Raw genomic sequence first — 25,935 nt, forward strand, 5'->3', positions numbered from 1 at the left:
GTGAAGCTTCCAGCCCTGATTGGTTTCGATTGAAAGCAAACGTGTTATAATAATTATACTAGAAAAGGCAGGTGATTAGATGAAAAAGACATTCACCTTACTTGTTTTGGCCGCTCTCCTTCTTTCCTCCTGCAGCGGGGCAGGAAACTCATCCCCTAAAAATCTGGGAATGAAGGATATTAGCATTGTTGAAAAGGAAATGGTGCCCAATGACTTTATTCCCCGTGATATTCATGTGGTCTCAGTTGGGGATTCGCTGACAGAGGGTGTTGGCGACAGCACTGGAAGGGGAGGCTATCTGCCTTACCTCGAAGAACAGCTGGAACAGGAAAAAGGAGTCTCGCAGACTGAGTTCCTTAATTTTGGAGTTAAAGGAAACCGGACAGACCAATTGCTGAAAAAGCTCAAATCATCGGAAGTCCGATCTGCCATTTCGGAAGCAGACCTGGTCATTATCACGATCGGCGGAAATGATGTCATGAAAGTTGTAAGGCAGAATTTCTCCAATTTGAATGTCAGCGATTTTACGGGCCAGAAAGCCCAGTATGAAAAAAATCTTAAGGAAATCATCGATACAGTACGGAGTGAGAATTCCGAAACCCAGATTGCACTGATTGGACTATACAATCCATTTTATAAATGGTTTTCGGATATAACGGAAATATCTGATATTATGGACAACTGGAATGAAGCCAGCAGGGAGATTCTTTCCCGCTATGATTATACTTATTTTGTTGATATAAAGGATATATTTGAAAATAAGGCAGAGGATTTGCTGTACACAGATTATTTCCATCCGAACGACAAAGGGTATGAGCTTATTGCTGACAGAGTCTACAGGCAGATTGGCCGGGAGGCGCTCGAGGTGATTGCTGAGCAGTAGAAATATACAGTTAGGAATGAGGAGAATTGACTTGAACAAAAAAAACAAATGGAAGGTCCTGTTTTTCCTCTTATTGGGGATTGTGATTGCCTTCATAGCCCTGTTTTTCGTTATGATTAATCTACCGGCAAAAGATGAAGCGATTAATACCACAGAGGTGGATGAAGACGGGTATGTTCCATTTCACCTTCAGACTAATAAAAGAGACCTCAACAGAATCATTGCCCACTATATTGCCAAGGAGGGGCTGGACGGCCCCATTGACTATGAAGTGATTCTTGATGATGAGGTTGAGCTTTATGGGAATCTCCCGGTTTTCAGTCAAAACCTGGAAATGAAACTGACTTTCGAGCCTGAAGCACTGGACAACGGCGATGTTGTCCTTAGCCAGAAATCCATTGCTGTCGGCCAGCTGAACCTTCCGGTATCTTATGTGCTGAAATTTGTCCGCGACAGATATCAGCTGCCAGAAGGAGTTGTCATCCAGCCAGATAAAGAGCAGATATATGTCTCCCTTCAGGATATGAAACTGAAGAGTGATCTGAAAGTTAAGGTGGATGAGTTTGACTTAAAAAAGGATGATATCCGCGTTACCTTATATGTTCCTACTAAATAAAAAAACTGGCTGATTTTTCAGCCAGTTTTTTCGTTCCAATAAGAGATTGATAGCTGCAAGGCAATATAACCGTGCTGGCAATGGCCGGCAGGGTTTCAATAATGGCAGGACATGGGTTTTGGTCATCCCTCAATAATAAGGGCTTCAAGCGGCGGTTCCCCGGCTGCTGTACCCACTGCAAGGATGGTGTACACTTTATTCGGCTGCAGCTTGACACCGGGAAGGGAAAGGACTGTATTGCTGGAACCTGCAACCCTGACTTCGAGATCGACTGTCATCGGAGTCAGCCCTAAATATTGAGTCGCCTGCCTGAAAGAGATGTTCGGGAAAATGACATCTCCTTTTTTGACGGCAATATCGACAGCCGGTGCGTCCGGTGAAAGGTGAATGAATCTGGCTTTTGTTTCGCCGGCCGGTACAGAAGGCTGATCTTCGAATGCCAGCAGCTTCAATTTGGCAGCCGGTCCTGCTGCTGCCAGCGTGTAGGATTTTCCGCCTTCCACAGTGACTTTTTTACTGAGAACGGTTGAAACCATATCACCGGCAGGATAGATATCTATCTGGTATTTTCCGGCCGGAAGGGATAAATAGCCGCTGACATCTTTGTAAGGGAAATCCTTCAATATCCTGTTGCCATTTACATAAATATCGACGTTGGGTGCATCAGGGGAAGCATGCACAACCCGGACCATAGCTGGCTGCCGCATGCTTCCATAAGACTGGGAGGCTTCCATTCGCATGCTTTGTACGGCCCTTCTAATATATTTCAGATGCTGATAATAATAGGCAACATGCAAAGCAGGATCACTGTACTTATAATACTTGGCAAGAAGATCGTATTTACTTGCCTTGGCAAAATCATCATGATGATCTCTGTTAAAAGACATACCTTTCCGCTCCTATCCTCAAATATTCTCAGAGTATGATATGCCTCCAAGGATAGGTGTGTGCCTAGCGGAATTTTCAGAAAGGTGTTTACAGCCGATGATAAAAAGAATATAATGGTAACAAATACAAGCGAAAGCGGGTGAAGTGCTATGGGAAAATTATTATTTGCAAGAAATGAGATTGTATTTTCAATGAGCACGGCCCGGAGAGTAGCTGTATAAACCTGAGAATAGTTCTATTCTTTTTTTATGCTGACTAAAACCATGGGCTGTGTGCCAATGGTTTTTTATTATGTCAAAAAACAAATAAAACGGTCAGCATGGAGGAAATAATGAATACAAACTTAAAACAAATCGGCTTTGATGCACATTTTGAAACAGAGTTTCATAATCTCGCAACGGAAGGGCTTATTCCCGGCAGGGTGGCTCTTGAGCATAAAAGGATGTATCGTGTATGGACTGAAGAAGGAGAGCTGCTTTGCGAGGTTTCAGGCAAATATGCCTTTGCTGCAGGCAGCAGGGAAGATTACCCCGCAGTCGGTGATTGGGTGGCTGTGAAGCCAAGAATAGGAGAGCAAAAAGGGACCATACAGGCCCTATTGCCGCGGATAGGCAAGTTTTCCCGTAAAATGGCTGGAAATACAACTGAAGAGCAAATTGTGGCAGCCAATGTTTCAACCATCTTTCTTGTCAATTCGCTGAATGACGACCTGAACCTCCGGAGGATCGAACGTTATTTGCTTCTGGCATGGGAGTCAGGTGCAAATCCCGTCATCATCCTAACCAAAGCAGATCTATGTCAAGATGCGGATGAGAAAAAGTCGCTCGTTGAATCAGTCAGCATGGGAGTGCCTGTGATTCCGGTCAGTGTTATGTCTGAATCGGGGATTGCAGAGCTCCGTCCCTATATCGGCCATGGATCAACAGTTGCCCTGCTTGGCTCTTCTGGTGTAGGCAAATCAACACTTACCAACTATCTCATGGGAAAAGAAGTGCAAAAGGTGCAGGAGATACGCATGGATGATGATAAAGGAAAACATACGACAACACATAGGGAGCTGTTCCTTCTTCCTGACGGAGGTGTACTTATCGATACACCGGGCATGAGGGAGCTTCAGCTCTGGAATAGTGAAAATGGGCTGTCCGAAAGTTTTACTGATATTGAAGCACTCGCGGATTCCTGCCGGTTCAGGGACTGTTCACATGAGGATGAGCCAGGCTGCGCTGTCCTGGGCAGCATACAGGATGGAGCATTGGAAGAAAGCAGGCTTGCCAGCTATAAAAAGCTTCAGCGTGAGCTGGCATACCTCGACAGAAGGATGGATAAAAAAGCCCAGTCGGATGAAAAGAAAAAATGGAAGAGCATCCATAAGCAAGTAAAGCATAGAACCAGGCATTAACTTTAGAATGGCCGATGCTATTCCGGTCAGCTGCATATACCCGATATTGAAAGCCTCCTGAGTTCAGGTGGCTTTTTCCAATTGCGGCTTAATGTTTAAATTAGAGCAAAACAGCTGCCTGTCGCCAGATCAGTGCAAAGCGCTTGCACTCACCCGGCATAATCGGATAATCTAGGGAGGATAGCTTTAAAACCCTGTTTTAAAGGGAATAAGAGTAAGGTGAATGTAACGCTGGAAAGAGGTGTCTTCAAGTGAATGAGAAGAAATTCGAAAAGGCTGTTTTTGCCGGAGGCTGTTTCTGGTGCATGGTCAAACCATTTGACCAGGAGCCCGGAATTGAAAAAGTAGTTTCCGGATATACAGGAGGTACGGTGGAAAACCCAACCTACAGGGAAGTTTGCTCCGAAACGACAGGGCACTATGAAGCTGTTGAAATCACTTACGATCCTGAGGTCTACTCTTACAGCAGACTGCTTGATGTCTACTGGCAGCAGATTGATCCAACCGACCCTGGCGGCCAGTTCTTTGACAGAGGCCAGTCCTACCAGACTGCCATCTTCTATTATAATGATGAACAGAAGGAGCTTGCAGAGGAATCAAAGAAGCAGCTTCAGGAGAGCGGCCGGTTCAATAAGCCGATTGCGACAAAGATACTGCCCGGCAAGGAATTCTACCCTGCTGAGGACTATCATCAGGACTATTATAAGAAGAACCCGGACAGATACGAATCATATCGCGTCGGCTCGGGACGAGATGCGTTCATCCGCAACAACTGGAGGGACATAAAATGAAGAATAAAGAAAACCTTGAAAAGAATCTGACTCCGATGCAGTATGAAGTGACGCAGAACAATGGCACAGAACCGCCGTTCCGGAATGAATACTGGAACGAATTTAATGACGGTATCTATGTGGACATCGTTTCCGGCAAGCCGCTGTTCAGCTCAAGAGATAAATATGATGCAGGGTGCGGCTGGCCGAGCTTCACCAAACCGATTCAGGATGAAGAAATCATTGAAAAAGCGGATATGAGCCATTTCATGGTCCGGACGGAAGTGCGGAGCAAGGAAGCTGATTCCCATCTTGGCCATGTGTTTGATGACGGCCCCGGGCCAAATGGGCTCCGCTATTGCATCAATTCTGCTGCGATGCGGTTCATCCCGAAGGAAAAGCTCGCAGAAGAAGGATATAAAGAGTATGAAAAGCTTTTTGGCGAGGACGAGAAAAAATAATTGGCGGTGTTTGAATGTTCAAGAAATTATTTGGTAAAAAAGAAGAAATTACCGAGGTAGTGCTGAAGGCGCCATTGACAGGGAAGGCGGTTGATTTGGCCGAAGTGCCGGATCCTGTATTCTCAGAAAAAATGATGGGAGACGGACTGGCAATTGAACCTTCTGAAGGCACTGTCGTTTCACCTGTGGATGGGGAGGTTGTACAAGTGTTCCCGACAAAGCATGCGATCGGTTTAAGAGCTGAAAATGGAGCGGAAATTCTGATCCATATCGGTCTTGAAACGGTATCAATGAAAGGGGAAGGCTTTGAAACCCACATTTCCGAAGGCTCAAAAGTGAAAACCGGGGACAAGCTAGTAAGCTTTGATATTGATCTGGTTAAAGAAAAGGCTAAAAGCACGGTCACTCCTATAATCATTACCAATGGAGATGCTCTTTCTTCCATTGAAAAGAAACCTTTAGGAGCCGTAAATCGCGGGGAGACTCCTGTTATCACTGTTATTAAATAATGAAAAAGAAGCCGTTGGAAGACGGCTTTTTTCTATTCAGAAGCATTTCCCTTATGGGTGGCCATGCCTCCGGATAAGATGAATTTCATCGCATCCTCCGGCTTTACATCAATGATCTCTACCTTGTCCTTTGGAATCAGGAATGTGAAGCCTGCCACCTGAAATGTCTGCGGGATATAGACAGCAATATCATTTTTCAAAGGCTCATAGAAATGTTCCAGATTTTCTGCTGTTATGAAACCGATGCTTTTCATGCCGGTGCCTGGTATGGTGACAATAGCCACTTTGGAAAAGGCACGCTTTTCACCTAGAAAAGAATTGATTGTATCTTTAATGACAGAGTAGATGGTCTTAACCAGCGGAATCCGATCCAGTATCCTGTCAATGAACCTGATCACGCTGCCGGTAATGAATTTGGTTGACAGCCAGCCCAATATCGTAATGGCTGCAGCTGTAGCCAGCAGTCCCACACCGGGAATATAATCTTCCTTCAAATAGGGCTTCAGGGTGCTGCCCAGAAGATTATCCAGGAACATGAATAATTTGTATATGACGAATATCACCAGAATGATTGGTACAATTGTCAGAATACCATTAATAAAATTTTTCAGAAGGCTTTTCATTTTATTTTCTCCTTTACAATTGTTTCCTCCGCAAAAAAAAACTGCCGCATGGCAGCCCAGTGCTCTTTATTGTTTTTCCGGCACGATTATCGAGGATATGCTGACAGACGAGTAGGTCAATAGACTCTGGAGGCTCTGTTCGCCCTTCACGACAAATCTAATGGTATGCGGTCCGTCAGGCAGCCCGCTTGCTGCATATAGCGCCCTTTTTCTCTCAAATGGCCACCAGGTGGAAAGGGTGGTATAATACTGGCCGTCTATAAAGACATCCAGCATGCCGCCTTCGTTACTCCTCAATACATTTACACCCACAAAGGTGCCTTTAAATTCATATTCCAGGAAACTGCCCTTCGCTGAGCTTTTCAGAAATCCGTTTTGATACCGGAAATCCCCTTCCATCTTTCGGGCATAGCTTTTTCTGTCCATGGAAAAATCGGCAGCATCGTGGATGGGTGATACCAGTGAAGCAATAGCAGGGTTGGCTTCTGTAAGTGAGCTGATGACAGTAAAAAGCTCTTCAGCATAAAATTTATAGCCTATTCCATTTGGATGGATCAGATCTTTGGTCAATTGTTCATCTGCGAGACCTGACTTTTTAAATACATCTCTCATATTCACATTTTTTGCGTGATAATGGTCCGATATTCTCTTGATTTCATTCGTAAAAAGTTCGTTGTCCAGCGGACTTTCCGTAATGGTAATTATTTCGCTTGCGGGATATTTCGTTTTCGCTTTTCTGAGAAGCATTTCATAAAAATAGGAAAAATCCTGTTCTGTCATATACTTGCGGTCATTTTCCCCGAATACAAGAAAAATCAGGTCGATGCTTCCCTGATGTTCTGTATGCTGCAGCTTGTATATACCTTCAAAAGCAGTTGCACCGCTTTGGACGACTGAAACTCTTTTATAATCATTGTGGAACTTTGCCTTTAGCAGCTCCTCAAGCTGGGCAAACCAGGTAAGCTCCTTCTTTTCGGCTCCTGAGCCCCTGCCGATGCTGTCTCCGATGATCATATAACGGATATCTTCATTTTGTGCCAATTTTTCATAGACTGTCGCCTCTGCTTCGTCCGCCCTTGAGAAAATCTGCAGACTCCAAAGAGAGACTGCCGCCAAAATCAGTGAGATAACAGCCATTAATCTTCTTTTCTTCTTCATCGGTGTCTCAAGTTCCCCCTGATGGTCGATTTTACTTTTTCATACTATCCTGCTCCGGCTGGCCCCGTGTGTCCTATGCTTATACGTGAGCAAGCGCCCTCCACTTTTCTTTTTATAATAACTCAATGAATGTTATCTTAAAAGAGTTTTTAAGCAGGTTTGGGCATGGAGAGTTAGTTTTATGAATAATATGGGCGAATGCACATACGGGTCAAGTACCTAATACATATGGTGTATGGAAAGAGAAACAGAGAAAACGAGGAGTGATTCGAAATGAATTATGGGTACTCAGGCTACGGGTGCGATCCATGCTATAGCGGAGGATATGGATATCCGGCATATCCGGTTGCAGGCGCGCAAGGCGGCTATGCAGGGTTTGCGTTAATAGTTGTTCTGTTCATTCTGTTGATTATCATCGGCGCAAGCTGCTACGGTAAATGGTAAAAAGGAAAGGATTGCCTCTGCGGCAATCCTTTTCTTTTCGCATATTCAGATTTTGAATTTAGAGACCAAAGCCCTCAGCTGCTCTGCCTGCCTTGACAGCTGTTCCGAGGAGCCGGCTATCTGGGACATTGCAGCAGAACCTTCCTCAGCTGCAGCAGCGGAAGAGTCAGTGCTGGCTGCTGTTTCCCTGGCAATCGCTGAAACTGAATCAAATGCGGCTGTGACTTCTTCTGCCAGGCTTCGGGAAGCAGTTATCTCAGAAGCCATCTTTTCAATATGTCCGGCTGTTTCCTCAGCCTTGACCCTGATTTTCTTAAGCGAAGTATTCGTTGACTCGGAAATGATGACGCCCTGTTTTACTTCCTCTGCACCTTGCTGATTTCCGGCAATGATCTTTGCGATTTCCTCCTGGATGGAACCGACGATAAGCGTTACTTGCTTGCCCGCCTGCTGGGACTGCTCGGCCAGCTTCCTGACTTCATCGGCTACCACAGCAAATCCTTTGCCTGATTCTCCGGCCCGGGCAGCTTCAATGGCTGCATTGAGTGAAAGGAGGCCTGTCTGATCGGCGATATCTGAAATTGTGCTGATAATGGAATTGATATCAGCCGATTTTCTTCCAAGTGCTTCGATCAGCACTGTATTCTGCTGCATCCTCTTTTCAATCAATCTGATTTTGTCAGAAGCGAGCTGGACATTCTGCTGCCCCTCGTCTGCAGCCATCTGCATGGATTGAGAAGCTGAACTGACCGAATCCGCACTCTCCTGGAGGGATGCTGATGCCTGATTGAGCTTTTCCATTGCGATAAGGGAAGCAGACATTTTACTATTGGTTTCTTCTGAACCGCTGGCTATCTGGCCTGCACTGGCAGCGATCTGTGAAATTGTTTTGGATGTTTCCTCGCTGGAAGCATACAGCTCCTGGCTGCTGGATGAAACATTGTCGGCCAGGGAGGATACTTCCCTTACCAGCCCCGCAATTCCTTCTATCAGCATATTGGCATCAGAAGCCAGCTTTGCCAGCTCATCTTTGGACTTTACCTCGATCCTTTTCGTCAGATCTCCGCCAGCCTGGGCGATCTCAATCATGGATAAGCTGATTGCACTTGAGCTCCGTTTAATATTTCTGGATAAAGTAAATCCAAACAGTGCCGAAAGCAGAAGTGCCGCAACGGCAAGTACCATGGTGCCAGTCTGTGCAGCTGACACCTGGCTGTTCAGATGAGCAATCCTTTCTTCAGAAGCCTTCAGCTCATCTTCCTCAAAAGACTGAATCTGGCTCTTCAGCTTATCCATTGTTTCTTTGCCCTTTGCTGATTCAACAAGCTGGGAAGCCTCTTCTTTTGAAAAATCCCTGCGTGTTTCAATCACAGTATCAATCCAGACGAGCCATTCTTTGTATGTATTTTCAATTTCAGTGATCTTTTTCATTCTTGCTTTGCTGCCGGCACTCAATTCCTTGAGCGTCTTCAGATTGTTATCAACCATATTTTTGCCATTTCCATATGAAGCAAGAAACGACTCCGAGCCTGTGATAACAAAACCGCGTTCCCCTGTTTCAATATCTGAGTAGGCTTTGGACATTTGCTGGAGCTGTTTGTGGAATTCCATATCATGCCCGATGATATAATTCGTTTCTTTTTTCAGATTGTGAATGCTAAAAATAGACCCTGCAGATAGCGCAGCAATGACGACCAGCAATATTCCAAAGGATAGATTGACCTTCCCTCTGATCGTTTTAAAATATGAAATCACTTTTTTCATGATGAACGCTCCCCTCTAGGTAAAAAGACCTTTTCAGGCTCATAGATCAAAAGACTGCCAATATAGAAAATTATAGCAGGTTTTAGAGGGGGACTCTGCAAAAATTAGCGAAATTCAGAAAAAAATCTGCAGCAGGTTTTTTTCTCTTATTTCATAGTGAGCTGAAGTCTTTCTTGTTTGCCATCCAGATTGATCAGAACGGTAAAATTCTCTTCAATGTCAGCAGGGAATTTGACGTGTTCAAAAACATGTTCTACAGATGATTCTTCTTTGCTTGAAAAATCGGTTTGATAGGCTGCTTTAGAATGGCCGGGAAGTGAAACCCAAAAGACAAGCTCTTTTTCTTCCTGGATTTCTTTACCGTCATACATCAGTTTAAGAGTGATTGTGGCCTCGCTGATTGTTTCATCTGCCTTTATTTCCATCTCGCCGTCCCAGTTCTTGCTTTTCCCCTCATATGTGTAATAGGAAGGTGTTCCGCATCCCGCAATCAAGAATAGAAATAAACTGGCTGCAATCATGACTTTTTCCAGGCCCATTTCAATTCCTCCTTTGTATCTGAACACTGTAATCTTTTTCTATTCTTACCCCCGATGGAGAATTTAAATGACATGTCCATCCTGAAATTAAAAATAAATAAAGAAGCCATGCACTTAACATGGCTTCCTGTTTACATCTCAATCGGGCATGATTGTCACAATCTGTGCAATTCTGATAAAAAAGATTTCATCTCCAGACTTAACAGCTATATGATCCGGCTTTACATCCATCAGTCTTCCCCGCAATGTATCTTTCACCGTTTCGACAACGAGATTCCTGCCCAATACACTTTGAAGCGTCTGATAAACATAAGGGTCAAAATGAAAAACGGGGGCGGGCGACTGCATTTGCTGACCCATCATATTTACATCTGCAGGAATGTTTCTATGATACTGCATTTTTACATCTCCTCCTGTTCAGTTAACAATATGCACTGGCCAGGCATCCGGTGCCCGGAATGATGCATGAGAGTGGTGATCGGGGAATTTATTCAGAAAGATTTCCGGTGGACATTCATATAATGAAGCGAGCGGGGCAGCACACGCGAGACCAGTGAGTGAATGGGGGAAGCGACATTGAATCAGCCGTCGTTTTTGATAAAACCTATGCTGGATGCCGATTATCCAACGATTGAACGGGGCAGAGGCATCTACTTATATGACAATGAAGGCAAGAAATATCTGGATGCCTGTTCAGGAGCCGTGACAGCGAACATCGGTCACGGAAACGAAGAAGTGATCCAGGCAATGATGGAACAGGCTAAAAAGGTTTCATTTGTATACAGATCCCAATTCACCAGCGAAGCAGCTGAGAACCTTGCCGGGAAAATAGCAGAAACTTTGCCGGGTGATCTGAATTGGTCATTTTTTGTGAACAGCGGCTCAGAAGCCACAGAAACTGCGATGAAAATAGCCATCCAATACTGGCAGGAAAAAGGGATAAGAACAAAGACAAAAATTTTATCCCGATGGGTCAGCTATCACGGCATCACATTAGGAGCGCTTTCCATGTCAGGCCATCCGGGGAGGAGGGCAAGATTTGTCCCTCTCCTGGAGGATTTTCCTTCCGTTCATCCGCCATACTGCTACCGCTGTCCATATGGACTGGAGGCGCCTCAATGCGGACATCTGTGCGCAGCAGAACTCGAAACGGCGATTAAACGCATTGGAGCCGATCGGATTGCAGCTTTCATTGCAGAGCCGGTCATCGGGGCAGCGGGAGGAGCAATTTCCCCTCCAGACGGCTACTATAAAGTCATAAAAGAAATCTGCGAGAAACATGATGTTTTATTCATAGCCGATGAAGTGATGACAGGATTTGGACGGACCGGTACGATGCTCGCCTGTGAGAGCTGGGGGATCCAGCCTGATATAGCGGCTTTTGGCAAAGGCATGGGAGCAGGCTATGCACCGATAGCAGCTGCTGTAGTCTCCGACAAAATAATGGAGCCTATTATGGCAGGAACAAAGTCAATCATGAGCGGACATACATTGAGCGCCAATCCGCAATCTTGCGCTGTTTCTCTGGCAGTGCTTGAATATCTGGAAAAAGAGCAAATCATCCCAGAGGTGGTCAGGAAGGGTAAGTACCTGAGTGACCATCTCCGAAGACTGGAGAAGAAGTACAGCTTCATTGGCGACATCAGGGGGAAGGGACTGCTTCTTGGTGTAGAACTGGTTAAGGACAAAGTGTCAAAGGATCCATTCAGCCGGTCCCTGATGGCAGGACAAAAGCTGGTCAGTGCTGCCCAGGAGCAGGGCATCCTGCTGTACCCCGCCGGTTCAGGGATAGATGGCATACATGGGGATGCGGTCATCATTGCACCTCCTTTGAACATCACCATGGAGGAGCTGGACGAATTGGCAGCACTCCTAGACAGGGCTTTGTCTGAATTCCACAGAATCATTGAACAGGAAAGCCTGAAGGGAGGGGGCTCATGAACAGCTCCTTTAATAAAATTGTGACTGCAGCAAAGGCAATGAATGATTTTCATGATGGCCTGTCCATAATCGCAGGAGGATTCGGAGGAATTGGCACGCCGCCGACCCTCATAGAGGAATTGATAGAAAAAGGGACAAAAAATATCACCCTTATCTGCAATGATGCCGGATTTCCCCACATAGGCGCAGGAAGGCTTGTTACATTGGGGAGGGTCAAAAAATTGATTGCCTCGCATATAGGCTCCAACCCGGAGGCTGGCCGCCTGATGAATGAAGGCAAGCTCGAAGTGGAGTTCTCACCCCAGGGAACGCTTGCTGAAAGGATCAGGGCTGGAGGTGCCGGCATTGCCGGAATATTGACAGATATCGGCATATCAAACGAGATGGTTTCAGCAGGGAAGGCAACTCATACTATCAGCGGGACAGAATATCTAATTGAAACGGCAATCACAGCTGACGTCTCAATTGTGTATGCAAAAAAGGCGGATCCGTTCGGCAATCTTATATATGACAAAAGTGCACGGAATACAAACCCCCTGGCAGCCATGGCAGGGAATAAGACGATTGCCGAGGTGGAGGAAATCGTCCCTTTAGGCGCTATTGATCCGGATGAGGTCATGACGCCAGGAGTATTTGTGGATTATATTGTTCCTTCAAAGGGAGTGAACTGGAAATGGGCATGGGAATAGATAAACGCAAAAAAATGGCCAGGAGGGCAGCGGAAGAAATCAGAGACGGAATGATTGTCAATTTAGGAATCGGCATTCCTTCCCTTGTGCCTGATTTTCTGCCGGAATCCATAAGTGTTATGTTTCATGCAGAAAACGGCATAACAGGGATGGGCCCAAGCCCTGTTAAGGGTCAGGAAGATCCCCATCTCTGCAATGCGGGCGGCTTTCCGGTGACCAGCGTTAAGGGGGCTTCATATTGCGACAGTACCATAGCTTTTGGGATGATCAGGCGCGGGAGGGTTGATTTGACTATTCTCGGCTCACTGCAGGTCAGCGGGAAGGGAGATCTGGCCAACTGGATCGTTCCCGGCAGGAAAGTACCTGGGATGGGAGGGGCGATGGAGCTTGCACAGAAAGCGAAGAGAGTCATTGTTGTTATGAATCAGACGGATAAAAATGGCATGCCGAAAATCCTTGAGCATTGTACACTCCCGCTGACATCGCCTTCCTGTGCATCGCTCGTCATAACTGAAATGGCCGTGTTTGAAATTAAGGGAACAGGAATGGTCCTGAAGGAGCTGTTTGCTCCCTATTCAATAGAGGAAGTGAAGAGCAAGACAGGCTGCAGGCTGCAGGTGGCAGAGGATTTGAGAATAATAGTTTAGCAGGCGGGGGAGGCGGTTTTATTGAGTGAGAGTGATGGAAGCGTAAAAGAGTGGCTGAGCAAAAACAGGTCTAAAGGAATCAGGCTTCTCCAAAGGCTTGTCCAGGAACCAAGTACTAGGGGAAATGAGGCCGGTGCCCAGGCTGTGATCATTGAGAAGTGCCGGGAAATGGGGCTCGAGCTGGATATATGGGAAATCGGCAAAGATGAGCTGCCCGCACATCCCCTATTCTGTTCTGACAGAAAGGACTTCAGCGGCAACCCGAATGTAGTGGGAGTCTGGAAGGGGACCGGTGGAGGCAGGAGCATCATTTTGAATGGCCATATCGATGTGGTTCCTGAGGGCAGCAGGGATGATTGGAAATATGACCCCTACAGCGGACAAATAAAGGATGGGAGGCTTTATGGCAGGGGGGCGACCGACATGAAGGGCGGAACAGTATCCCTGCTGCTGGCGCTTGAGTACTTGATAGCGGCGGGGAAGGAATTGAAGGGAGATGTCATTTTTCAGAGTGTTATAGAAGAAGAAAGCGGAGGGGCCGGGACGCTTGCCGCTGTGATCAGGGGTTATAAAGCAGATGGAGCGATCATCCCTGAACCGACAAATATGAAGCTTTTTCCAAAGCAGCAGGGCTCTATGTGGTTCAGGATTACAGTCAAGGGCCGTGCTGCACATGGCGGCACCCGCTATGAGGGTATCAGTGCGATTGAAAAGGCCATTGCAGTGATAGCTTCTCTCCAGGAACTCGAGAAAACGAGAAATGAGCGGGTTGCAGATCCTTTATACAAGGGAATACCTATCCCGATTCCGATCAATATCGGAAAAATCACGAGCGGGGAGTGGCCATCCTCTGTACCGGATACCGCCGTCATTGAGGGAAGGATAGGGGTTGCTCCTGAAGAAGATATGAAGATGGCAGAAAAAGAGCTGGAAACGGTATTAAACTCCTTATCTGAAAAAGATGGCTGGTTCATTGAAAATCCCTGCAAGGTCGAGTGGTTTGGAGGAAGATGGCAGCCTGGGAATCTGGACATTGGCCATCCCCTGATGAGCGTGCTGTCAGCCAGTTTTGAAAAAGTGGCAGGGGAGAAGCCCAAAATAGAAGCATCTCCATGGGGTACAGACGGCGGGATCCTTTCCGGGGCCGGCGGGACGCCTGTTATCGTATTCGGTCCGGGAACTACAGAGGCAGCCCATGATGCGGATGAATCCATCTCCCTGGATGATATGTTCAATGCTGCGGAGATCATTGCCGAGTGCATCATGGAGTGGTGCAGCTGACATTAGTCTACAGAGGAAGCCGATTGATGGGATTTTTCAGCTCAAGAATTTATACTTAAGCTACATTGTCTTTAGGAGGTAATGATATGAAGCAGGATTTATGGATCAATGGCAGTTTTGAACCGGGAAGTGAATACAGGGAGCTTAGAAGCCCTTATAATCAGGAGAAGCTGGCAGATGTGGCGGCGGCTGGAAGCGAAGAAATAGAGGCAGCCATTGCTTCTGCAGAGAAAGCATCAAAATTGATGGCCGCAATGCCTGCGCATAAAAGGGCTGAAATTCTTGAGAATGCAGTCCAAATACTCAAGGATGAAAAAGAAGAGTGTGCAAGGATTATTTCGCGGGAGGCCGCGAAGCCGATAAAAGCAGCACGGACAGAGGTGGAAAGGACTATCACAACATATGCATTTGCAGCACAGGAAGCCAGAAGGCTGTACGGTGAAACCATCCCGATGGATGCGGCGCCTGGAGGTGAGGGGAGGCTCGCCTACACGGTAAAAGAGCCGCTGGGGGTCATTGGTGCGATTACACCCTTCAATTTCCCGATGAATCTTGTTGCCCATAAAGTCGGACCGGCGATTGCGGCTGGCAACACAGTTGTCCTGAAGCCGGCGAGCCAGACGCCTTTAAGCGCGTATAAGATTGCTGATATTTTCCATCGTGCAGGGCTGCCTGCAGGTGGACTGAATGTAATTTCCGGCAGCGGAAAAACGATCGGCGACAGCTTCCTCTCAGACAAGAGGATCAAGATGATCACTTTTACGGGAAGCCCTGAAGTAGGCACTTATATCAGGGAAAACGCCGGGCTGAAAAAGGTGACCCTCGAGCTGGGTTCAAATTCAGCCGTCATTGTGGATAAAGATACCGACCTTGATAAGGCAGTCCCGCGAATTGTATCAGGAGCGTATGCCTTTCAGGGCCAGGTCTGCATTTCTGTGCAGCGGATCTATGTCCATGAGGCCATTTTTGAAGAATTTACTGAAAGGTTTGTCCATGAAGCAGGCAGACTCCAGGCAGGGGACCCGCTTGATGAGACGACCGATGTATCTGCCATGATCTCCCTCGATGATGCAGAACGGGCAGAATCGTGGGTGAAAACCGCTGTGGACGGGGGAGCAAAGCTAGCTCTCGGCGGAAGCGGGGAAGGTTCTGTTTTCCAGCCGACAGTTCTGCTGGACGTTGATAAAGAACAGAAAATCTCCTGTGAAGAGGCATTTGCCCCTGTTGTCCATATTAACCGCTTCTCAGGTATAGATGAAGCGATCGGTTATGTGAATGATTCCCAGTATGGGCTCCAAGCAGGCATTTTCACAAAGGATATCAATGCAGCGCTGAAGGCCGCACGCGAGCTTGAAGTCGGCGGCGTGATGATCAATGATTTTCCAACCTTCCGTGTGGATCATATGCCATACGGCGGCGTCAAACTGAGCGGGACCGGCCGGGAAGGAATTAAATATGCAGTCGAAGAAATGACAGAGCTTAAGCTTGTCAGCATTAAATATGAATAACCGTCAAACATGGACGGCTGTTAAGAAAAGGGGCGCTCGGTCAGAGGGTCCCCTTTCTGTAAAGGAGGAGGAATATGGAGCAGTCATCAGTAAGAATTATCAGGCAGGACAACTTTTCTCTCGAGGTTTTCATTGACCCGTATAATAAGAGAATCAGAGTGGATGACTGCCTTGGAAACCGTAAAAGTGCGCTTTCGTTCGCATACGGTTTAAGAGAGGAGATCCAGGCAGAAAAAATGATAATTAAAGCCAGGGCAGAGGAGACAGATTTTTATCTGGAGAACGGCTTCCAGGCTGAAGGCAAGATCGACGGCTATTTTTTAGGCTCTGACGCTTTTTTCATGTCCAAGTATTATAAGAGCAGCAGGAGAAACAATCCGCACTGGGCTGATGAGGATGAGGTCGCAGAGAAAGTGCGCAGCCTCGAAAGAACCGGCAATGATTCCAGTCTTCAGCCTCCATTCCGGCTTGTACGCTTCAAGCCGGCAGATGCCCGTGAACTGGCTGAGCTGTATAAGTCGGTATTTCAAATTTACCCCGTTCCCATGGATGACCCCCGGTATATCGAAAAGTCGATGGAAAACGGCACAATGTTCCTGGGAGTGAAACACGAGGGGAAAATCGTGAGCGCTGCCTCCGCAGAAATCAATTCTTTCTACCGAAATGCAGAATTGACAGACTGTGCCACATTGCCTGAATTCCGAAAGCATGGATTGATGAAAATACTGATTGGCAAACTTGAGGAAGAGCTGGCCTGCCAGGGAATCTTTTGCGCTTATTCCATCGCCAGAAGCCTTTCATATGGAATGAATGCAGCTCTTCATCAGCTTGGGTACAGCTACAGGGGCAGGCTGGCCAATAATTGCTATATCTTTGATAAGCTTGAGGATATGAATATCTGGGTGAAAAATCTTGCCATGATGCCAAAAATCCGGCACTAGACTGACAATTTTCCGGCACCTTTTCATATAGATGAATAAGGGGGTTGGACGTATGAAAGAACAAGTGCTTACAGCGATTTTGAAGGGGATTGACGAAGGCATTCATGCTGTGGATATAAACGGGATTACTATTTTTTATAATGAAGTTGCTGCTTTGCATGATGGCATGGGTATGGATGAGGTGCTTGGAAAGCCGCTGCTTGAAAGCTTTCCATCTCTGAGCTTGAAGTCAAGCACCCTGCTCCAGGTAATGAAAACAAAACAGCCGATATACGATCAGTCCCAAAGCTATATCAACCTCCATGGCAAGAGGATTGAAACACTGAACACCACGCTTCCCATTTTTGTGGAAGGAGAGCTAGTAGGGGCTGTGGAAATTGCTAAAGATTATTCCCGGCTGAAGATATTGTCCGAAAGGCTCCTGGATCTTCAGAAAGCAAGCGTGCCAAGTGAAAAAAACCTGCGGCCGGCAGGAAGCACAGTATATACCCTGGATGATCTGCTGACTGGAAATGGGCTCTTCAAAGAGCTGAAAATGGAAGCCTTAAAGCTTGCTGCCTCTTCTTCTCCCATCCTCGTATTTGGGGAAAGCGGATGCGGCAAGGAGCTGTTTGTCCAGGGAATCCACCATGCATCAGCCAGAAGGGAGAAACCATTCATAGCACAGAATTGTGCTGCTATCCCTGAGACGCTCCTTGAAGGAATCCTTTTCGGTACAGCGAAAGGGAGTTATACGGGAGCCGTTGAAAGACCCGGGCTGTTTGAACTGGCAGATGGGGGGACGCTGTTCCTCGATGAACTCCATACAATGCCGGCGCTGCTGCAGGCAAAGCTTTTGAGGGTGCTTGAGGACGGTGCTGTCCGGCGTGTCGGCGGATCCAGAAACATAGCCACTGATGTCCGGATCATCGCGGCCATGAATATACACCCGCATGAGGCTATGGAGCAGGGGATCCTCCGGCATGACCTTTACTACAGGCTCAATGTGTTTACATTCGAACTGATCCCTCTGCGAAAGAGGCCTGAAGATATCGGGCTTTTGGCGTCCCATTTCCTTAATTCCTTTAACCGTAAGCTCGGGAAAAATGTAAAAGTGATCGGCAGTACAGCAGCAAAGTTCTTCAGCAGCTACCACTGGCCGGGAAATGTAAGAGAATTAAAGCATACGATTGAGTATATGGTCAATGTTTCTAAGGGAAGCGAGCTTACTGAAGAGGATCTGCCAGCCATGCTGAAACAGATGAGGAGCAAAAGCGGAAGCAGGACAGTGGCATTATCCTTAAAAGAGCGTGTGCAGGCAGCAGAAAAAGAGATCATTGAGGCTGCAATAGCCGGGACAGGAGGGAATATCCTGCAGGCTGCCAGGCTCCTGAATATCCCGAGGCAGACGCTTCAATATAAGCTTCATAAGCATCAACTGGGAAATGCCGAATAACCGGCATTTCTTTTTATTGTTCTCCCGCTCGTGCTGCTGTGCATAAGGATTAACAACTGGCATGGAAATTGCATGTAATACAGTATAAGGAAGCTGCAAACTTTACCATTAGCTGGGAGGAATTGAAAATGAAGCTGGACTTATATAAAGCAGAACGCCATTGGAAGGATATAGAGCTTTGGAAGGATGTAACAGAAGAGCAATGGAATGACTGGCTTTGGCAGCTCACCAACACGATAAGAAACCTGGAGGATTTGAAAAAAGTCATCAATCTGACGCCCGAGGAAGAAGAGGGCGTAAAGATTTCCACTAAAACAATCCCATTGAATATTACACCATATTATGCATCCCTGATGAATCCGGATGATCCCCGCTGTCCTGTCAGGATGCAGTCTGTCCCGATTTCTCAGGAAATCCATAAAACAAAATATGACCTGGAAGACCCCCTCCATGAAGACGAAGATTCACCTGTGCCCGGATTGACGCACCGCTATCCTGACCGGGTGCTGTTCCTTGTCACCAATCAATGCTCCATGTACTGCCGCTATTGTACAAGGCGAAGGTTTTCCGGCCAGATCGGCATGGGTGTTCCTAAAAAGCAGCTGGACGATGCGATAGCTTATATCAGGAACACACCTGAAGTCCGAGATGTGCTCATCTCAGGAGGAGATGGACTGTTAATCAATGATAAAATCCTGGAATATATATTGAAAAACCTGAGGGAAATCGATCATGTGGAAATCATCAGGATCGGTACCAGGGCTCCGGTCGTTTTTCCCCAAAGAATAACAGAGAATCTGTGCAATATCTTAAAGAAATACCATCCGATCTGGCTGAACACTCACTTCAATACGAGCATTGAAATTACCGAAGAAGCTAAAAAGGCCTGCGAAATGCTCGCCGATGCGGGAGTGCCTGTCGGCAACCAGGCAGTCATTCTGGCGGGCATCAATGACAGTGTCCCGATCATGAAAAAACTGATGCACGACCTTGTTAAGATCAGGGTGCGTCCTTACTATATCTATCAGTGCGATTTATCAGAAGGCATCGGCCATTTCAGGGCGCCTGTTTCAAAAGGACTGGAGATTATAGAAGGACTGAGGGGGCATACATCTGGCTATGCTGTACCTACTTTTGTGGTCGATGCACCTGGGGGCGGCGGGAAGATTGCACTGCAGCCGAATTATTTGATATCCCAAAGCGCTGAAAAGACAGTGCTCCGCAATTTTGAGGGAGTCATAACCACTTATCCTGAGCCCGAGAATTATGTCCCGGGCAGAGCAGAGGACTATTTTAAAAGAATTTATCCTGATATGGACCAGAAGAATAGCCATACAGGAATATCGGCACTCATGAATGATTCACAGTTCAATCTTGTTCCTGAAGGCCTGAGGAGGCTGGACCGCAGGGAAGAGTACCAGCAGGATCCGGGGCACCATTCCCTCAAGGATAAACGGGAAAAGCGCGATGAATTAAAAGATAAGAAATTTGAAGCGCAGATGAAGAAGTGGGGACAGCAGGAGAAGGGAGAGGAACCATCATGAATTGTGATTGGTGCTCATCTGATGAAACGGCAAGGCAGACAGCTTCGGTCTTTTGGGAACTGCCTGATGGAACAAAAGGGATTGAGATAAGAGAAACACCCTGCATTGTCTGCAGTGGGTGCGGAATGGTATATCACGAAGAAAAGATCATAGAGGAGATCGAGGACCAGCTCTTTTTAATAGATACTAAAAAGCTTGAAAAATCGCTTACTTTTGAAGAATTGATGGCTAAACCGAGGTTTCTTAAAAGAAATTATTTCAAATTTGATTAAGAAGAGAGGAAAAGGCCCGGGATGACCGGGCCTTTTGGACTTTAGAATTGCTTTTGTTAAAGCAGCGAAACGGTGGCCTTTGCTGTTATTGAAATGCCTGCAGCTGTTTATTGCTTTTCTTCAAGCATTTTGTACATGATCCCGTCCCTGACCGTTTTATCGCAATAAACGAAATGGGGAGACCGGACAGTTTCCATCATCTGGCTTACAATCCCAATGGCTGGGAGAATGATATCTCTTCTTTTTTTGGACAACCCCTTTACTTTTGAACGCTCATCTACATTCAAGGAGGAAAGCTCAGAGAAGATGCTGCTGATTTCATGGAGCTTCAATTCAGCACCTCCAAATTTCGCGTTATGTATTCTGGACAGGTTTTTTGCGCTTCCGCCGATTCCGATAATGGGGAGGCCGGCGTTTTTCAGCCAGGGAAGGGTCTGGATGCTGTCCAAAATATAGCGGCGCAATTGAGTTAATTGATTCTCAGTCACTCTTTTTCCCTTAGTATAGGCTTCATGAAGATTGACAGCACCAAACTGAAAACTGTGATAATGAACCATTTCCCTGTTTCTGAAAAGGGTAATTTCCGTGCTTCCGCCGCCGATATCAAGAGTGATCCCCTCAACCGCATTCATTGAATTAACCACACCTAGATAGCCGTAGCGGGCTTCTTCATATCCGCTTATCACAGAAATGGCAATGTCCGTCCGGGCAGCGATTTCAGCCAGAATCTCTTCTTGATTAAGTGAATTGCGGATAACAGCAGTAGCATAGCCGGTGATGCGACCTGTCCCGTATTTTTCAGCTCTCTTCTGGAATTCCTTAAAGATGGTGATGATAAGCTGGATGCCTTCCTCTGTCAAAAAGCCCTGCTCATTTAAATGATTGATAAGCCTTGCTGCGACCTTGACCCGCTCTACTTCATGAAATATCCGAAGATCCTCATTGACATTGTAAATGGCCATTTGAATGGAATTGGACCCTAAATCGATCAGGGCTATTGTCTGGTTGTTCAAAAAAAGGACACTCCTTTGATGACTTTTATACATTCAATTTTATATGAAAACACTTAAGTCGAATGTAAAGCTATTGTAAATATACAGTACTGCAGTAGCTTAAACAGCAAAAGGCAGAGTGTAGTCTTTAAAACCAGGATATTTAAGACGCAGCCTATCTTGAGACATTAAATGTGAAAGCATGAATGTATAATTTACAAAACTTAACACTATCACTCTAGTTATTTACATCCTTATTTGCTAATTTTATCCTTGTCGAAGATTGCAGAAGGGGATGTAGAACCATGTGCATAAACCATGAGAAACCTGATATTTCTAATTTGGATAATCCTTCCTATTACAATAATCGCGAGCTGAGCTGGCTGGATTTTAATAATAGAGTGCTGGAAGAAGCAGAAGATAATCAAAATGCGTTATTGGAACGATATAAATTCCTTTCTATATTCAGCTCAAATCTGGATGAGTTTTTCATGGTCAGGGTAGCTGGTCTGCTGGATCAGGTAAAAGCCGGTTTCAATAAACCCGAAAACAAAGCTGGGCTGACCCCAAAAGAACAGCTGAGCGCCATTTCTGAAAAAACACATACCCTTGTTAAAAAGCAAGATGAAATATATTGTAATGAGCTTACTCCCCTTTTAACAAAAGAACAGATAGAAATATCCAGAATTAAAGATGTCCCATCAAAGGACTTGGCTTTTCTTGAAAACTTCTTTGAGGCATATGTTTATCCTGTTCTGACTCCCATGGCGATAGATGCTTACCGCCCTTTCCCGATGCTGTTAAACAAATCATTGAATTTAGCTGTGATCATAGAAGAAAAATCGCCGGATAAAAAGAAGCATCTGAGCCTGGATGGAAATCTGGTCATCGTACAGGTACCGTCTGTAATCGACCGCCTGGTGGAGCTGCCTCAGAAAGGGCAGGCCAGGAAGTTTGTGCTCTTGGAAGAGGTTATTATTTATTGCATCCACAAACTGTTTACGGGATATAAAGTGCGCTCTGCCACTCCATTCAGAATTACCCGCAATGCCGATCTCGCCATTCATGAAGACGAAGCGGAAGACCTGCTGCAGGAAATTGAAGAAGAGCTTAAGAAACGGAAAAGAGGTGCAGCGGTCCGGCTGGAATATCAGCAGGCTGAAAACAGCAGTCAGGTCATTGAATTCCTAAGGAAAGAGCTGGAAATACACGGGAAGGATATCTATCCTGTCGAAGCCCCCCTGGATCTGACTTTTCTTTTTTCATTTTGTAAAAAAATCCAGGCAAGCCATGAGCATTTGGCGGCGCAGTCCTTTATTCCCCAGCCTCCGCAGGATTTAGAGGGTGAGGGTGGAATATTTGAGAAAATCCGGAAAAGGGATGCTCTGCTGCATCATCCTTATGAATCTTTTGAACCTGTGGTAGATTTCATGAGGGAAGCCGCAGATGATAAAGATGTACTGGCAATTAAGCAGACTCTTTATCGTGTCAGCGGAGATTCACCGATCATTGAAAGCCTGAAGCGTGCGGCCGAAAATGGGAAGCAGGTGACGGTGCTTGTGGAGCTGAAGGCCCGCTTTGACGAAGAAAATAATGTCCAGTGGGCAAAGGAGCTGGAACAGGCAGGCTGTCATGTCATTTATGGCATGACACTTCTGAAAACGCACAGCAAAATTACATTGGTAATCCGAAGGGAAAAAGGAAATATCCAGAGATATGTCCATTTGGGGACAGGAAACTATAATGATGCGACCGCAAGGATTTATACAGACATGGGGCTGCTTACTTGCAATCATCAGCTTGGAGAAGATGCTATTAACTTTTTCAATTATCTGAGCGGCTATATGGAGAGGCCATCCTATCAACAGTTATCTGTTTCACCTTTCGGCATCAGAGATACTTTCATCAGGCTCATTGATCAGGAGATAGAATTTCACAGGAACTATCAGAATGGAAGAATCATAGCAAAAATGAATTCTCTGACTGACAAGAAAATCATTAAAAAATTGTATGAAGCCTCGATAGCCGGGGTTAAGATAGATCTTATCATCAGGGGGGTCTGCTGCTTAAGGCCCGGCATTGCGGGTGTCAGTGAAAACATCAAGGTCCTTAGCATTGTGGGTACATTCCTTGAACACACCAGAATCTTTTATTTCAATCATCAGCAAGCTAAAAGGGTTTACCTTTCTTCGGCAGACTGGATGACCCGTAATATGGAAAACCGTGTTGAGATTCTTTTTCCCATTCTGGAGGAGCGGCTTAAAGCAAGGATTTATAGTGTACTTGAGGTTATGCTGAAAGATAATTGCAAAGCAAGGGAACAGGACCATGATGGCCGTTATCGCTATGTGGACCGGAAAAGCGGCGAAAACCGTATAAACAGCCAGCAGCTGTTATGTGAAGAAGCTGTCCAGTTTAAGCTTTCGTCGAAGACTGCAGACAGCTATCCACCTGCACATCGTCCACGACCGGCTTCACTTGCAGAATCTTACTTACTGAAGCTGAAGGAGTTTATTCCATTGCTTAACAGATAGAAAAGATTCACCATTCATACATGAATAAGGCAGTCGTTTCCCCCTCAGGGTCCTATAATAAAGATGGAAAAAACTTTCAGCGGGGGGATTTTTATGCGTTATGCTTTGCTGATTATGCTTGTGTCTTCCATGTCTGTCCTTTTCATTTGCGGTTATTTCACAGCAGTCATAAAAGTGAAGTACGGGAAAAGCTGGCTTCATGCCGTACCTGCAGCAGTGGCTGTCCTGATGTTCAATATCATTTTTGCACTGGTTGAAATGGCAAAGGCGGGCAGATGGGAGTGAATAGCGAGATTGTCTTACGGGGGCCCGGCCTTTTTGGCACTTGGGCAACATCTATCCTGTAAGCAAGTCTGTCTTTGTGGACGAACCGGCAGGCATCCTTTATAGTAGACGGTATAAATGTTGAAATTGCGTGCGGCTGTTCAGCCGGCGCTTATTATACCAGAGAAGAAAGGGAGTACCATGTCGAAATCCTTTTATCATTTCCTGATGAAATACCGTCATCCTGAGCCAAAGGACAGCATCAGCTCTTTTGCCAATTCCGCGTTTGAAGACCATAGCTTCCCAAAGACATCATTTGATTATGATGAACTCAGCAGCTATCTGGAAATGAATGGCCACTATCTGGACAGCATGGCCATCTTTGATGAAGCCTGGGAGCTTTATCTGGTGTCCGAAACAAAGAGATAAGTTTATTCTTACTGCAAGGGGCTGCTTGATAAGCGGCTCCTTTTCTTATTTTTGAACTTGGCGGCATATGGGCAATTTTGGGACCGAATATCTTCTTCCTGCATATGATATCGTAATTAATACTCACGACGATCATTGAGAGGATGGAGGATATGGAAAAGAAGAAAAAGCCAAGATTTAATATCGGTGATACAGTCGTGATCACGATGTATGGAACAGTCGGCAAAATAACAGATGTTAAATGGCTGGACGGAATGCATGTATATGAAGTGAATAAAAGCGAGGGCCTGTTTATGGAATCCAGCCTTCAGATGCTTTCTGAGTATGAAGGAAATATAATGGAGAAAGAGCATATAGATATTGAATATAAATTTTTGTTCGGCGATCTGGTGCAGGTGAAAGGCTATGGTTCAGACCTGTTTAAGGTGGTGGGGTTCCGGACTGAAATCTGGCGCTATAAGGAGGATGCCTGGGAGGATGTCATTTATGAGCTTTCCAGGATCAATGACGGCGAATGGCTGGAGGCCGGGGAAGAAGAGCTGACCCTGCTTGCGGATGCAGAAAGCGCCGACACTTTCATCCAGAAGCTTGGGCTCCTTTATCTAATCAACAAGCAGCAGAAGCCTGTTAATCTGAAGAAGCAGCAGGGTTCTGTGAAACAGATGGAAAAAGAGTTCCTGGAAAGCCGCAAAGAGAAAAAGCAAATGATTGATGGCCTGCTTGATATTTACAATGATTACCGGATCCTCTTCCAGCTGTTCGGCGACGATGAATACAGGCATATCATGCAGGTGATCTTGCGGAAGCTTAAGCATCTGACCGGTGCTGACGGAAAAAAGCATGCCTAGCACTACAAGCCGGAAGCGAGGTATAAATAAGCAAGATAGGGAAGCCCTCCTGCCAGAAGGATCAGGAACATAGATGAGAGTATTTTTTCAAAGAGATTTACAATCATGCTGTTTTCCTGGTTAACATCTTCTTTTACATCATCCACAAACGTTCTGAGCCTATTCATGCCATCCGCCTCCCGACTTTCTGATATAACATTGTATGGCTTGTCCCTGGGAGATATGCTCACAGGTGATAGAATAAAAGTTTTTCTCATATTGTGCATGAAAGTAGGAAAAGCATCATACATTCTGAAAAAGGGGGCGTTGCTGTGAGAGAAATCGAAGTTTTTATAGATACGGAGGAAATAGCAGAGTTTTTCTTTCATGAGCTTGTTAAAAGGGGATACGTTCCTGAGGAGATGGAGCTTGAGGATCTGGCGGATATAACCTTCGAGTATTTGCTGGATAAGTGCATCATTGATGAGGAAATTGAAGAATAATAGATGACGATAAGAGTGGAAGCTGGCGCCGGATAGAGCGCCAGTTTTCTTTATTATGCAGCGATATCCAGAGG

At 45.9% G+C, this 25,935-nt stretch carries 29 protein-coding genes; 21 read left to right on the top strand and 8 right to left on the bottom strand.

Features of this window, described 5'->3' with window-relative positions; all coding sequences use genetic code 11:
- Positions 1 to 79 precede the first annotated feature (79 nt).
- Positions 80 to 883, top strand: a complete 804-nt coding sequence (locus ABU165_RS04040) for an SGNH/GDSL hydrolase family protein (RefSeq protein WP_318059483.1) — start codon at positions 80 to 82, stop codon at positions 881 to 883.
- Positions 884 to 914: 31 nt separating this feature from the next.
- Positions 915 to 1,499, top strand: coding sequence for a YpmS family protein (locus ABU165_RS04045; RefSeq protein ID WP_022544094.1), 585 nt, complete (start codon positions 915 to 917; stop codon positions 1,497 to 1,499).
- A 122-nt stretch (positions 1,500 to 1,621) separates the two neighbouring features.
- Here the strand turns inward: ABU165_RS04045 and ABU165_RS04050 are convergent, their stop codons facing one another.
- Complete coding sequence (locus tag ABU165_RS04050; protein WP_009795660.1) at positions 1,622 to 2,386, bottom strand: DUF4397 domain-containing protein; 765 nt, start codon at positions 2,384 to 2,386, stop codon at positions 1,622 to 1,624.
- A 320-nt stretch (positions 2,387 to 2,706) separates the two neighbouring features.
- Here ABU165_RS04050 and rsgA point away from each other — a divergent pair, with 320 nt between their 5' ends.
- From rsgA to ABU165_RS04070, 4 genes are all read left to right on the top strand, one after another.
- Positions 2,707 to 3,786, top strand: coding sequence for a ribosome small subunit-dependent GTPase A (gene rsgA / locus ABU165_RS04055; RefSeq protein ID WP_101549772.1), 1,080 nt, complete (start codon positions 2,707 to 2,709; stop codon positions 3,784 to 3,786).
- 251 nt (positions 3,787 to 4,037) lie between these two features.
- The gene (gene msrA, locus ABU165_RS04060) at positions 4,038 to 4,577 is read left to right on the top strand and encodes a peptide-methionine (S)-S-oxide reductase MsrA (RefSeq protein ID WP_101549770.1); all 540 of its coding nucleotides are present in this window, start codon (positions 4,038 to 4,040) and stop codon (positions 4,575 to 4,577) included.
- Complete coding sequence (msrB, locus tag ABU165_RS04065; protein WP_009795663.1) at positions 4,574 to 5,017, top strand: peptide-methionine (R)-S-oxide reductase MsrB; 444 nt, start codon at positions 4,574 to 4,576, stop codon at positions 5,015 to 5,017. Before msrA ends, msrB begins: the two co-directional genes overlap by 4 nt.
- 14 nt (positions 5,018 to 5,031) lie before the next feature.
- Positions 5,032 to 5,526: a PTS sugar transporter subunit IIA gene (locus ABU165_RS04070; protein WP_148949173.1), complete on the top strand. Its 495-nt coding sequence runs from the start codon at positions 5,032 to 5,034 to the stop codon at positions 5,524 to 5,526.
- Positions 5,527 to 5,558: 32 nt separating this feature from the next.
- Here the strand turns inward: ABU165_RS04070 and ABU165_RS04075 are convergent, their stop codons facing one another.
- Both ABU165_RS04075 and ABU165_RS04080 read right to left on the bottom strand, forming a co-directional pair.
- Positions 5,559 to 6,149, bottom strand: a complete 591-nt coding sequence (locus ABU165_RS04075; protein WP_009795665.1) for a DUF502 domain-containing protein — start codon at positions 6,147 to 6,149, stop codon at positions 5,559 to 5,561.
- Positions 6,150 to 6,215: 66 nt separating this feature from the next.
- Positions 6,216 to 7,307: an SGNH/GDSL hydrolase family protein gene (locus ABU165_RS04080; protein ID WP_224952013.1), complete on the bottom strand. Its 1,092-nt coding sequence runs from the start codon at positions 7,305 to 7,307 to the stop codon at positions 6,216 to 6,218.
- A 273-nt stretch (positions 7,308 to 7,580) separates the two neighbouring features.
- Between ABU165_RS04080 and ABU165_RS04085 the strand changes: the two genes are divergently transcribed.
- A complete protein-coding gene (locus tag ABU165_RS04085; RefSeq protein WP_009795448.1) occupies positions 7,581 to 7,751 on the top strand; it encodes a YjcZ family sporulation protein in 171 nt (56 codons plus the stop codon).
- Positions 7,752 to 7,796: 45 nt separating this feature from the next.
- Here ABU165_RS04085 and ABU165_RS04090 read toward each other — a convergent pair whose 3' ends face one another.
- From ABU165_RS04090 to ABU165_RS04100, 3 genes are all read right to left on the bottom strand, one after another.
- Positions 7,797 to 9,515: a methyl-accepting chemotaxis protein gene (locus tag ABU165_RS04090; RefSeq protein WP_318059482.1), complete on the bottom strand. Its 1,719-nt coding sequence runs from the start codon at positions 9,513 to 9,515 to the stop codon at positions 7,797 to 7,799.
- A 146-nt stretch (positions 9,516 to 9,661) separates the two neighbouring features.
- Positions 9,662 to 10,054: a hypothetical protein gene (locus ABU165_RS04095; RefSeq protein ID WP_022544091.1), complete on the bottom strand. Its 393-nt coding sequence runs from the start codon at positions 10,052 to 10,054 to the stop codon at positions 9,662 to 9,664.
- Between the two features lie 138 nt (positions 10,055 to 10,192).
- Positions 10,193 to 10,453, bottom strand: a complete 261-nt coding sequence (locus ABU165_RS04100; RefSeq protein WP_396349953.1) for a YuzF family protein — start codon at positions 10,451 to 10,453, stop codon at positions 10,193 to 10,195.
- A 162-nt stretch (positions 10,454 to 10,615) separates the two neighbouring features.
- Between ABU165_RS04100 and ABU165_RS04105 the strand changes: the two genes are divergently transcribed.
- From ABU165_RS04105 to ABU165_RS04145, 9 genes are all read left to right on the top strand, one after another.
- On the top strand, positions 10,616 to 11,995 hold the full coding sequence (locus ABU165_RS04105) for an aspartate aminotransferase family protein (RefSeq protein WP_129611950.1): 1,380 nt from the start codon (positions 10,616 to 10,618) through the stop codon (positions 11,993 to 11,995).
- On the top strand, positions 11,992 to 12,684 hold the full coding sequence (locus ABU165_RS04110) for a CoA transferase subunit A (RefSeq protein ID WP_094767218.1): 693 nt from the start codon (positions 11,992 to 11,994) through the stop codon (positions 12,682 to 12,684). Before ABU165_RS04105 ends, ABU165_RS04110 begins: the two co-directional genes overlap by 4 nt.
- Positions 12,669 to 13,331: a 3-oxoacid CoA-transferase subunit B gene (locus ABU165_RS04115; protein WP_009795454.1), complete on the top strand. Its 663-nt coding sequence runs from the start codon at positions 12,669 to 12,671 to the stop codon at positions 13,329 to 13,331. The genes ABU165_RS04110 and ABU165_RS04115 overlap by 16 nt, the downstream gene beginning before the upstream one ends.
- Before the next feature lie 21 nt (positions 13,332 to 13,352).
- Positions 13,353 to 14,612: a peptidase gene (locus tag ABU165_RS04120; protein WP_101549761.1), complete on the top strand. Its 1,260-nt coding sequence runs from the start codon at positions 13,353 to 13,355 to the stop codon at positions 14,610 to 14,612.
- Positions 14,613 to 14,698: 86 nt separating this feature from the next.
- Positions 14,699 to 16,120 (top strand): aldehyde dehydrogenase family protein, encoded by a 1,422-nt coding sequence (locus ABU165_RS04125; RefSeq protein ID WP_129611949.1) that lies wholly within the window; start codon positions 14,699 to 14,701, stop codon positions 16,118 to 16,120.
- 74 nt (positions 16,121 to 16,194) lie between these two features.
- The gene (gene ablB / locus ABU165_RS04130; RefSeq protein ID WP_318059481.1) at positions 16,195 to 17,061 is read left to right on the top strand and encodes a putative beta-lysine N-acetyltransferase; all 867 of its coding nucleotides are present in this window, start codon (positions 16,195 to 16,197) and stop codon (positions 17,059 to 17,061) included.
- Between the two features lie 52 nt (positions 17,062 to 17,113).
- Positions 17,114 to 18,496, top strand: coding sequence for a sigma-54 interaction domain-containing protein (locus tag ABU165_RS04135; protein ID WP_318059480.1), 1,383 nt, complete (start codon positions 17,114 to 17,116; stop codon positions 18,494 to 18,496).
- Between the two features lie 128 nt (positions 18,497 to 18,624).
- Positions 18,625 to 20,040, top strand: coding sequence for a lysine 2,3-aminomutase (gene kamA / locus ABU165_RS04140; RefSeq protein ID WP_022544089.1), 1,416 nt, complete (start codon positions 18,625 to 18,627; stop codon positions 20,038 to 20,040).
- Entirely contained in the window at positions 20,037 to 20,312 is a 276-nt protein-coding gene (locus tag ABU165_RS04145; RefSeq protein ID WP_009795460.1) for a YokU family protein, read from the top strand. Before kamA ends, ABU165_RS04145 begins: the two co-directional genes overlap by 4 nt.
- 107 nt (positions 20,313 to 20,419) lie before the next feature.
- On the opposite strand, the gene ABU165_RS04150 is transcribed toward ABU165_RS04145, so the two are convergent.
- A complete protein-coding gene (locus ABU165_RS04150; RefSeq protein WP_022544088.1) occupies positions 20,420 to 21,325 on the bottom strand; it encodes a Ppx/GppA phosphatase family protein in 906 nt (301 codons plus the stop codon).
- 284 nt (positions 21,326 to 21,609) lie between these two features.
- On the opposite strand from ABU165_RS04150, the gene ABU165_RS04155 reads away from it, so the two are divergent.
- The 4 genes from ABU165_RS04155 to ABU165_RS04170 all read left to right on the top strand — a co-directional run bounded on the left by ABU165_RS04155 (position 21,610) and on the right by ABU165_RS04170 (position 25,379).
- Positions 21,610 to 23,838: an RNA degradosome polyphosphate kinase gene (locus ABU165_RS04155; protein WP_276319929.1), complete on the top strand. Its 2,229-nt coding sequence runs from the start codon at positions 21,610 to 21,612 to the stop codon at positions 23,836 to 23,838.
- A gap of 93 nt (positions 23,839 to 23,931) precedes the next feature.
- Complete coding sequence (locus tag ABU165_RS04160) at positions 23,932 to 24,123, top strand: hypothetical protein (protein ID WP_035403356.1); 192 nt, start codon at positions 23,932 to 23,934, stop codon at positions 24,121 to 24,123.
- Positions 24,124 to 24,303: 180 nt separating this feature from the next.
- Positions 24,304 to 24,531 (top strand): YozE family protein, encoded by a 228-nt coding sequence (locus tag ABU165_RS04165; protein WP_022544087.1) that lies wholly within the window; start codon positions 24,304 to 24,306, stop codon positions 24,529 to 24,531.
- A 152-nt stretch (positions 24,532 to 24,683) separates the two neighbouring features.
- A complete protein-coding gene (locus ABU165_RS04170; RefSeq protein ID WP_022544086.1) occupies positions 24,684 to 25,379 on the top strand; it encodes a hypothetical protein in 696 nt (231 codons plus the stop codon).
- Positions 25,380 to 25,381: 2 nt separating this feature from the next.
- Here ABU165_RS04170 and ABU165_RS04175 read toward each other — a convergent pair whose 3' ends face one another.
- Positions 25,382 to 25,546 (bottom strand): hypothetical protein, encoded by a 165-nt coding sequence (locus ABU165_RS04175; protein ID WP_022544085.1) that lies wholly within the window; start codon positions 25,544 to 25,546, stop codon positions 25,382 to 25,384.
- Between the two features lie 144 nt (positions 25,547 to 25,690).
- Between ABU165_RS04175 and ABU165_RS04180 the strand changes: the two genes are divergently transcribed.
- A complete protein-coding gene (locus ABU165_RS04180) occupies positions 25,691 to 25,861 on the top strand; it encodes a YozD family protein (RefSeq protein ID WP_009795467.1) in 171 nt (56 codons plus the stop codon).
- The last annotated feature ends 74 nt before the right edge of the window (positions 25,862 to 25,935 follow it).

The sequence above is a fragment of the Cytobacillus sp. T106 genome (assembly GCF_040492155.1).
In the GTDB taxonomy this organism is placed as follows: Bacteria; Bacillota; Bacilli; order Bacillales; family Cytobacillaceae; genus Bacillus_AB; species Bacillus_AB infantis.

Bases quoted from the DNA above. Each gene is read 5' to 3' on its own strand.
- ABU165_RS04075 (WP_009795665.1), bottom strand. From the start codon at position 6,149: ATGAAAAGCCTTCTGAAAAATTTTATTAATGGTATTCTGACAATTGTA.
- ABU165_RS04175 (WP_022544085.1), bottom strand. From the start codon at position 25,546: ATGAATAGGCTCAGAACGTTTGTGGATGATGTAAAAGAAGATGTTAAC.
- rsgA (WP_101549772.1), top strand. From the start codon at position 2,707: ATGGAGGAAATAATGAATACAAACTTAAAACAAATCGGCTTTGATGCA.
- ABU165_RS04135 (WP_318059480.1), top strand. From the start codon at position 17,114: ATGAAAGAACAAGTGCTTACAGCGATTTTGAAGGGGATTGACGAAGGC.
- ABU165_RS04100 (WP_396349953.1), bottom strand. From the start codon at position 10,453: ATGCAGTATCATAGAAACATTCCTGCAGATGTAAATATGATGGGTCAG.
- ABU165_RS04090 (WP_318059482.1), bottom strand. From the start codon at position 9,515: ATGAAAAAAGTGATTTCATATTTTAAAACGATCAGAGGGAAGGTCAAT.
- ABU165_RS04170 (WP_022544086.1), top strand. From the start codon at position 24,684: ATGGAAAAGAAGAAAAAGCCAAGATTTAATATCGGTGATACAGTCGTG.
- ABU165_RS04040 (WP_318059483.1), top strand. From the start codon at position 80: ATGAAAAAGACATTCACCTTACTTGTTTTGGCCGCTCTCCTTCTTTCC.
- ABU165_RS04160 (WP_035403356.1), top strand. From the start codon at position 23,932: ATGCGTTATGCTTTGCTGATTATGCTTGTGTCTTCCATGTCTGTCCTT.
- ABU165_RS04110 (WP_094767218.1), top strand. From the start codon at position 11,992: ATGAACAGCTCCTTTAATAAAATTGTGACTGCAGCAAAGGCAATGAAT.
- ABU165_RS04115 (WP_009795454.1), top strand. From the start codon at position 12,669: ATGGGCATGGGAATAGATAAACGCAAAAAAATGGCCAGGAGGGCAGCG.
- ABU165_RS04105 (WP_129611950.1), top strand. From the start codon at position 10,616: ATGGGGGAAGCGACATTGAATCAGCCGTCGTTTTTGATAAAACCTATG.
- ABU165_RS04165 (WP_022544087.1), top strand. From the start codon at position 24,304: ATGTCGAAATCCTTTTATCATTTCCTGATGAAATACCGTCATCCTGAG.
- ablB (WP_318059481.1), top strand. From the start codon at position 16,195: ATGGAGCAGTCATCAGTAAGAATTATCAGGCAGGACAACTTTTCTCTC.
- kamA (WP_022544089.1), top strand. From the start codon at position 18,625: ATGAAGCTGGACTTATATAAAGCAGAACGCCATTGGAAGGATATAGAG.
- ABU165_RS04050 (WP_009795660.1), bottom strand. From the start codon at position 2,386: ATGTCTTTTAACAGAGATCATCATGATGATTTTGCCAAGGCAAGTAAA.
- msrB (WP_009795663.1), top strand. From the start codon at position 4,574: ATGAAGAATAAAGAAAACCTTGAAAAGAATCTGACTCCGATGCAGTAT.
- ABU165_RS04155 (WP_276319929.1), top strand. From the start codon at position 21,610: ATGTGCATAAACCATGAGAAACCTGATATTTCTAATTTGGATAATCCT.
- ABU165_RS04085 (WP_009795448.1), top strand. From the start codon at position 7,581: ATGAATTATGGGTACTCAGGCTACGGGTGCGATCCATGCTATAGCGGA.
- ABU165_RS04145 (WP_009795460.1), top strand. From the start codon at position 20,037: ATGAATTGTGATTGGTGCTCATCTGATGAAACGGCAAGGCAGACAGCT.
- ABU165_RS04125 (WP_129611949.1), top strand. From the start codon at position 14,699: ATGAAGCAGGATTTATGGATCAATGGCAGTTTTGAACCGGGAAGTGAA.
- ABU165_RS04080 (WP_224952013.1), bottom strand. From the start codon at position 7,307: ATGAAGAAGAAAAGAAGATTAATGGCTGTTATCTCACTGATTTTGGCG.
- ABU165_RS04070 (WP_148949173.1), top strand. From the start codon at position 5,032: ATGTTCAAGAAATTATTTGGTAAAAAAGAAGAAATTACCGAGGTAGTG.
- ABU165_RS04095 (WP_022544091.1), bottom strand. From the start codon at position 10,054: ATGGGCCTGGAAAAAGTCATGATTGCAGCCAGTTTATTTCTATTCTTG.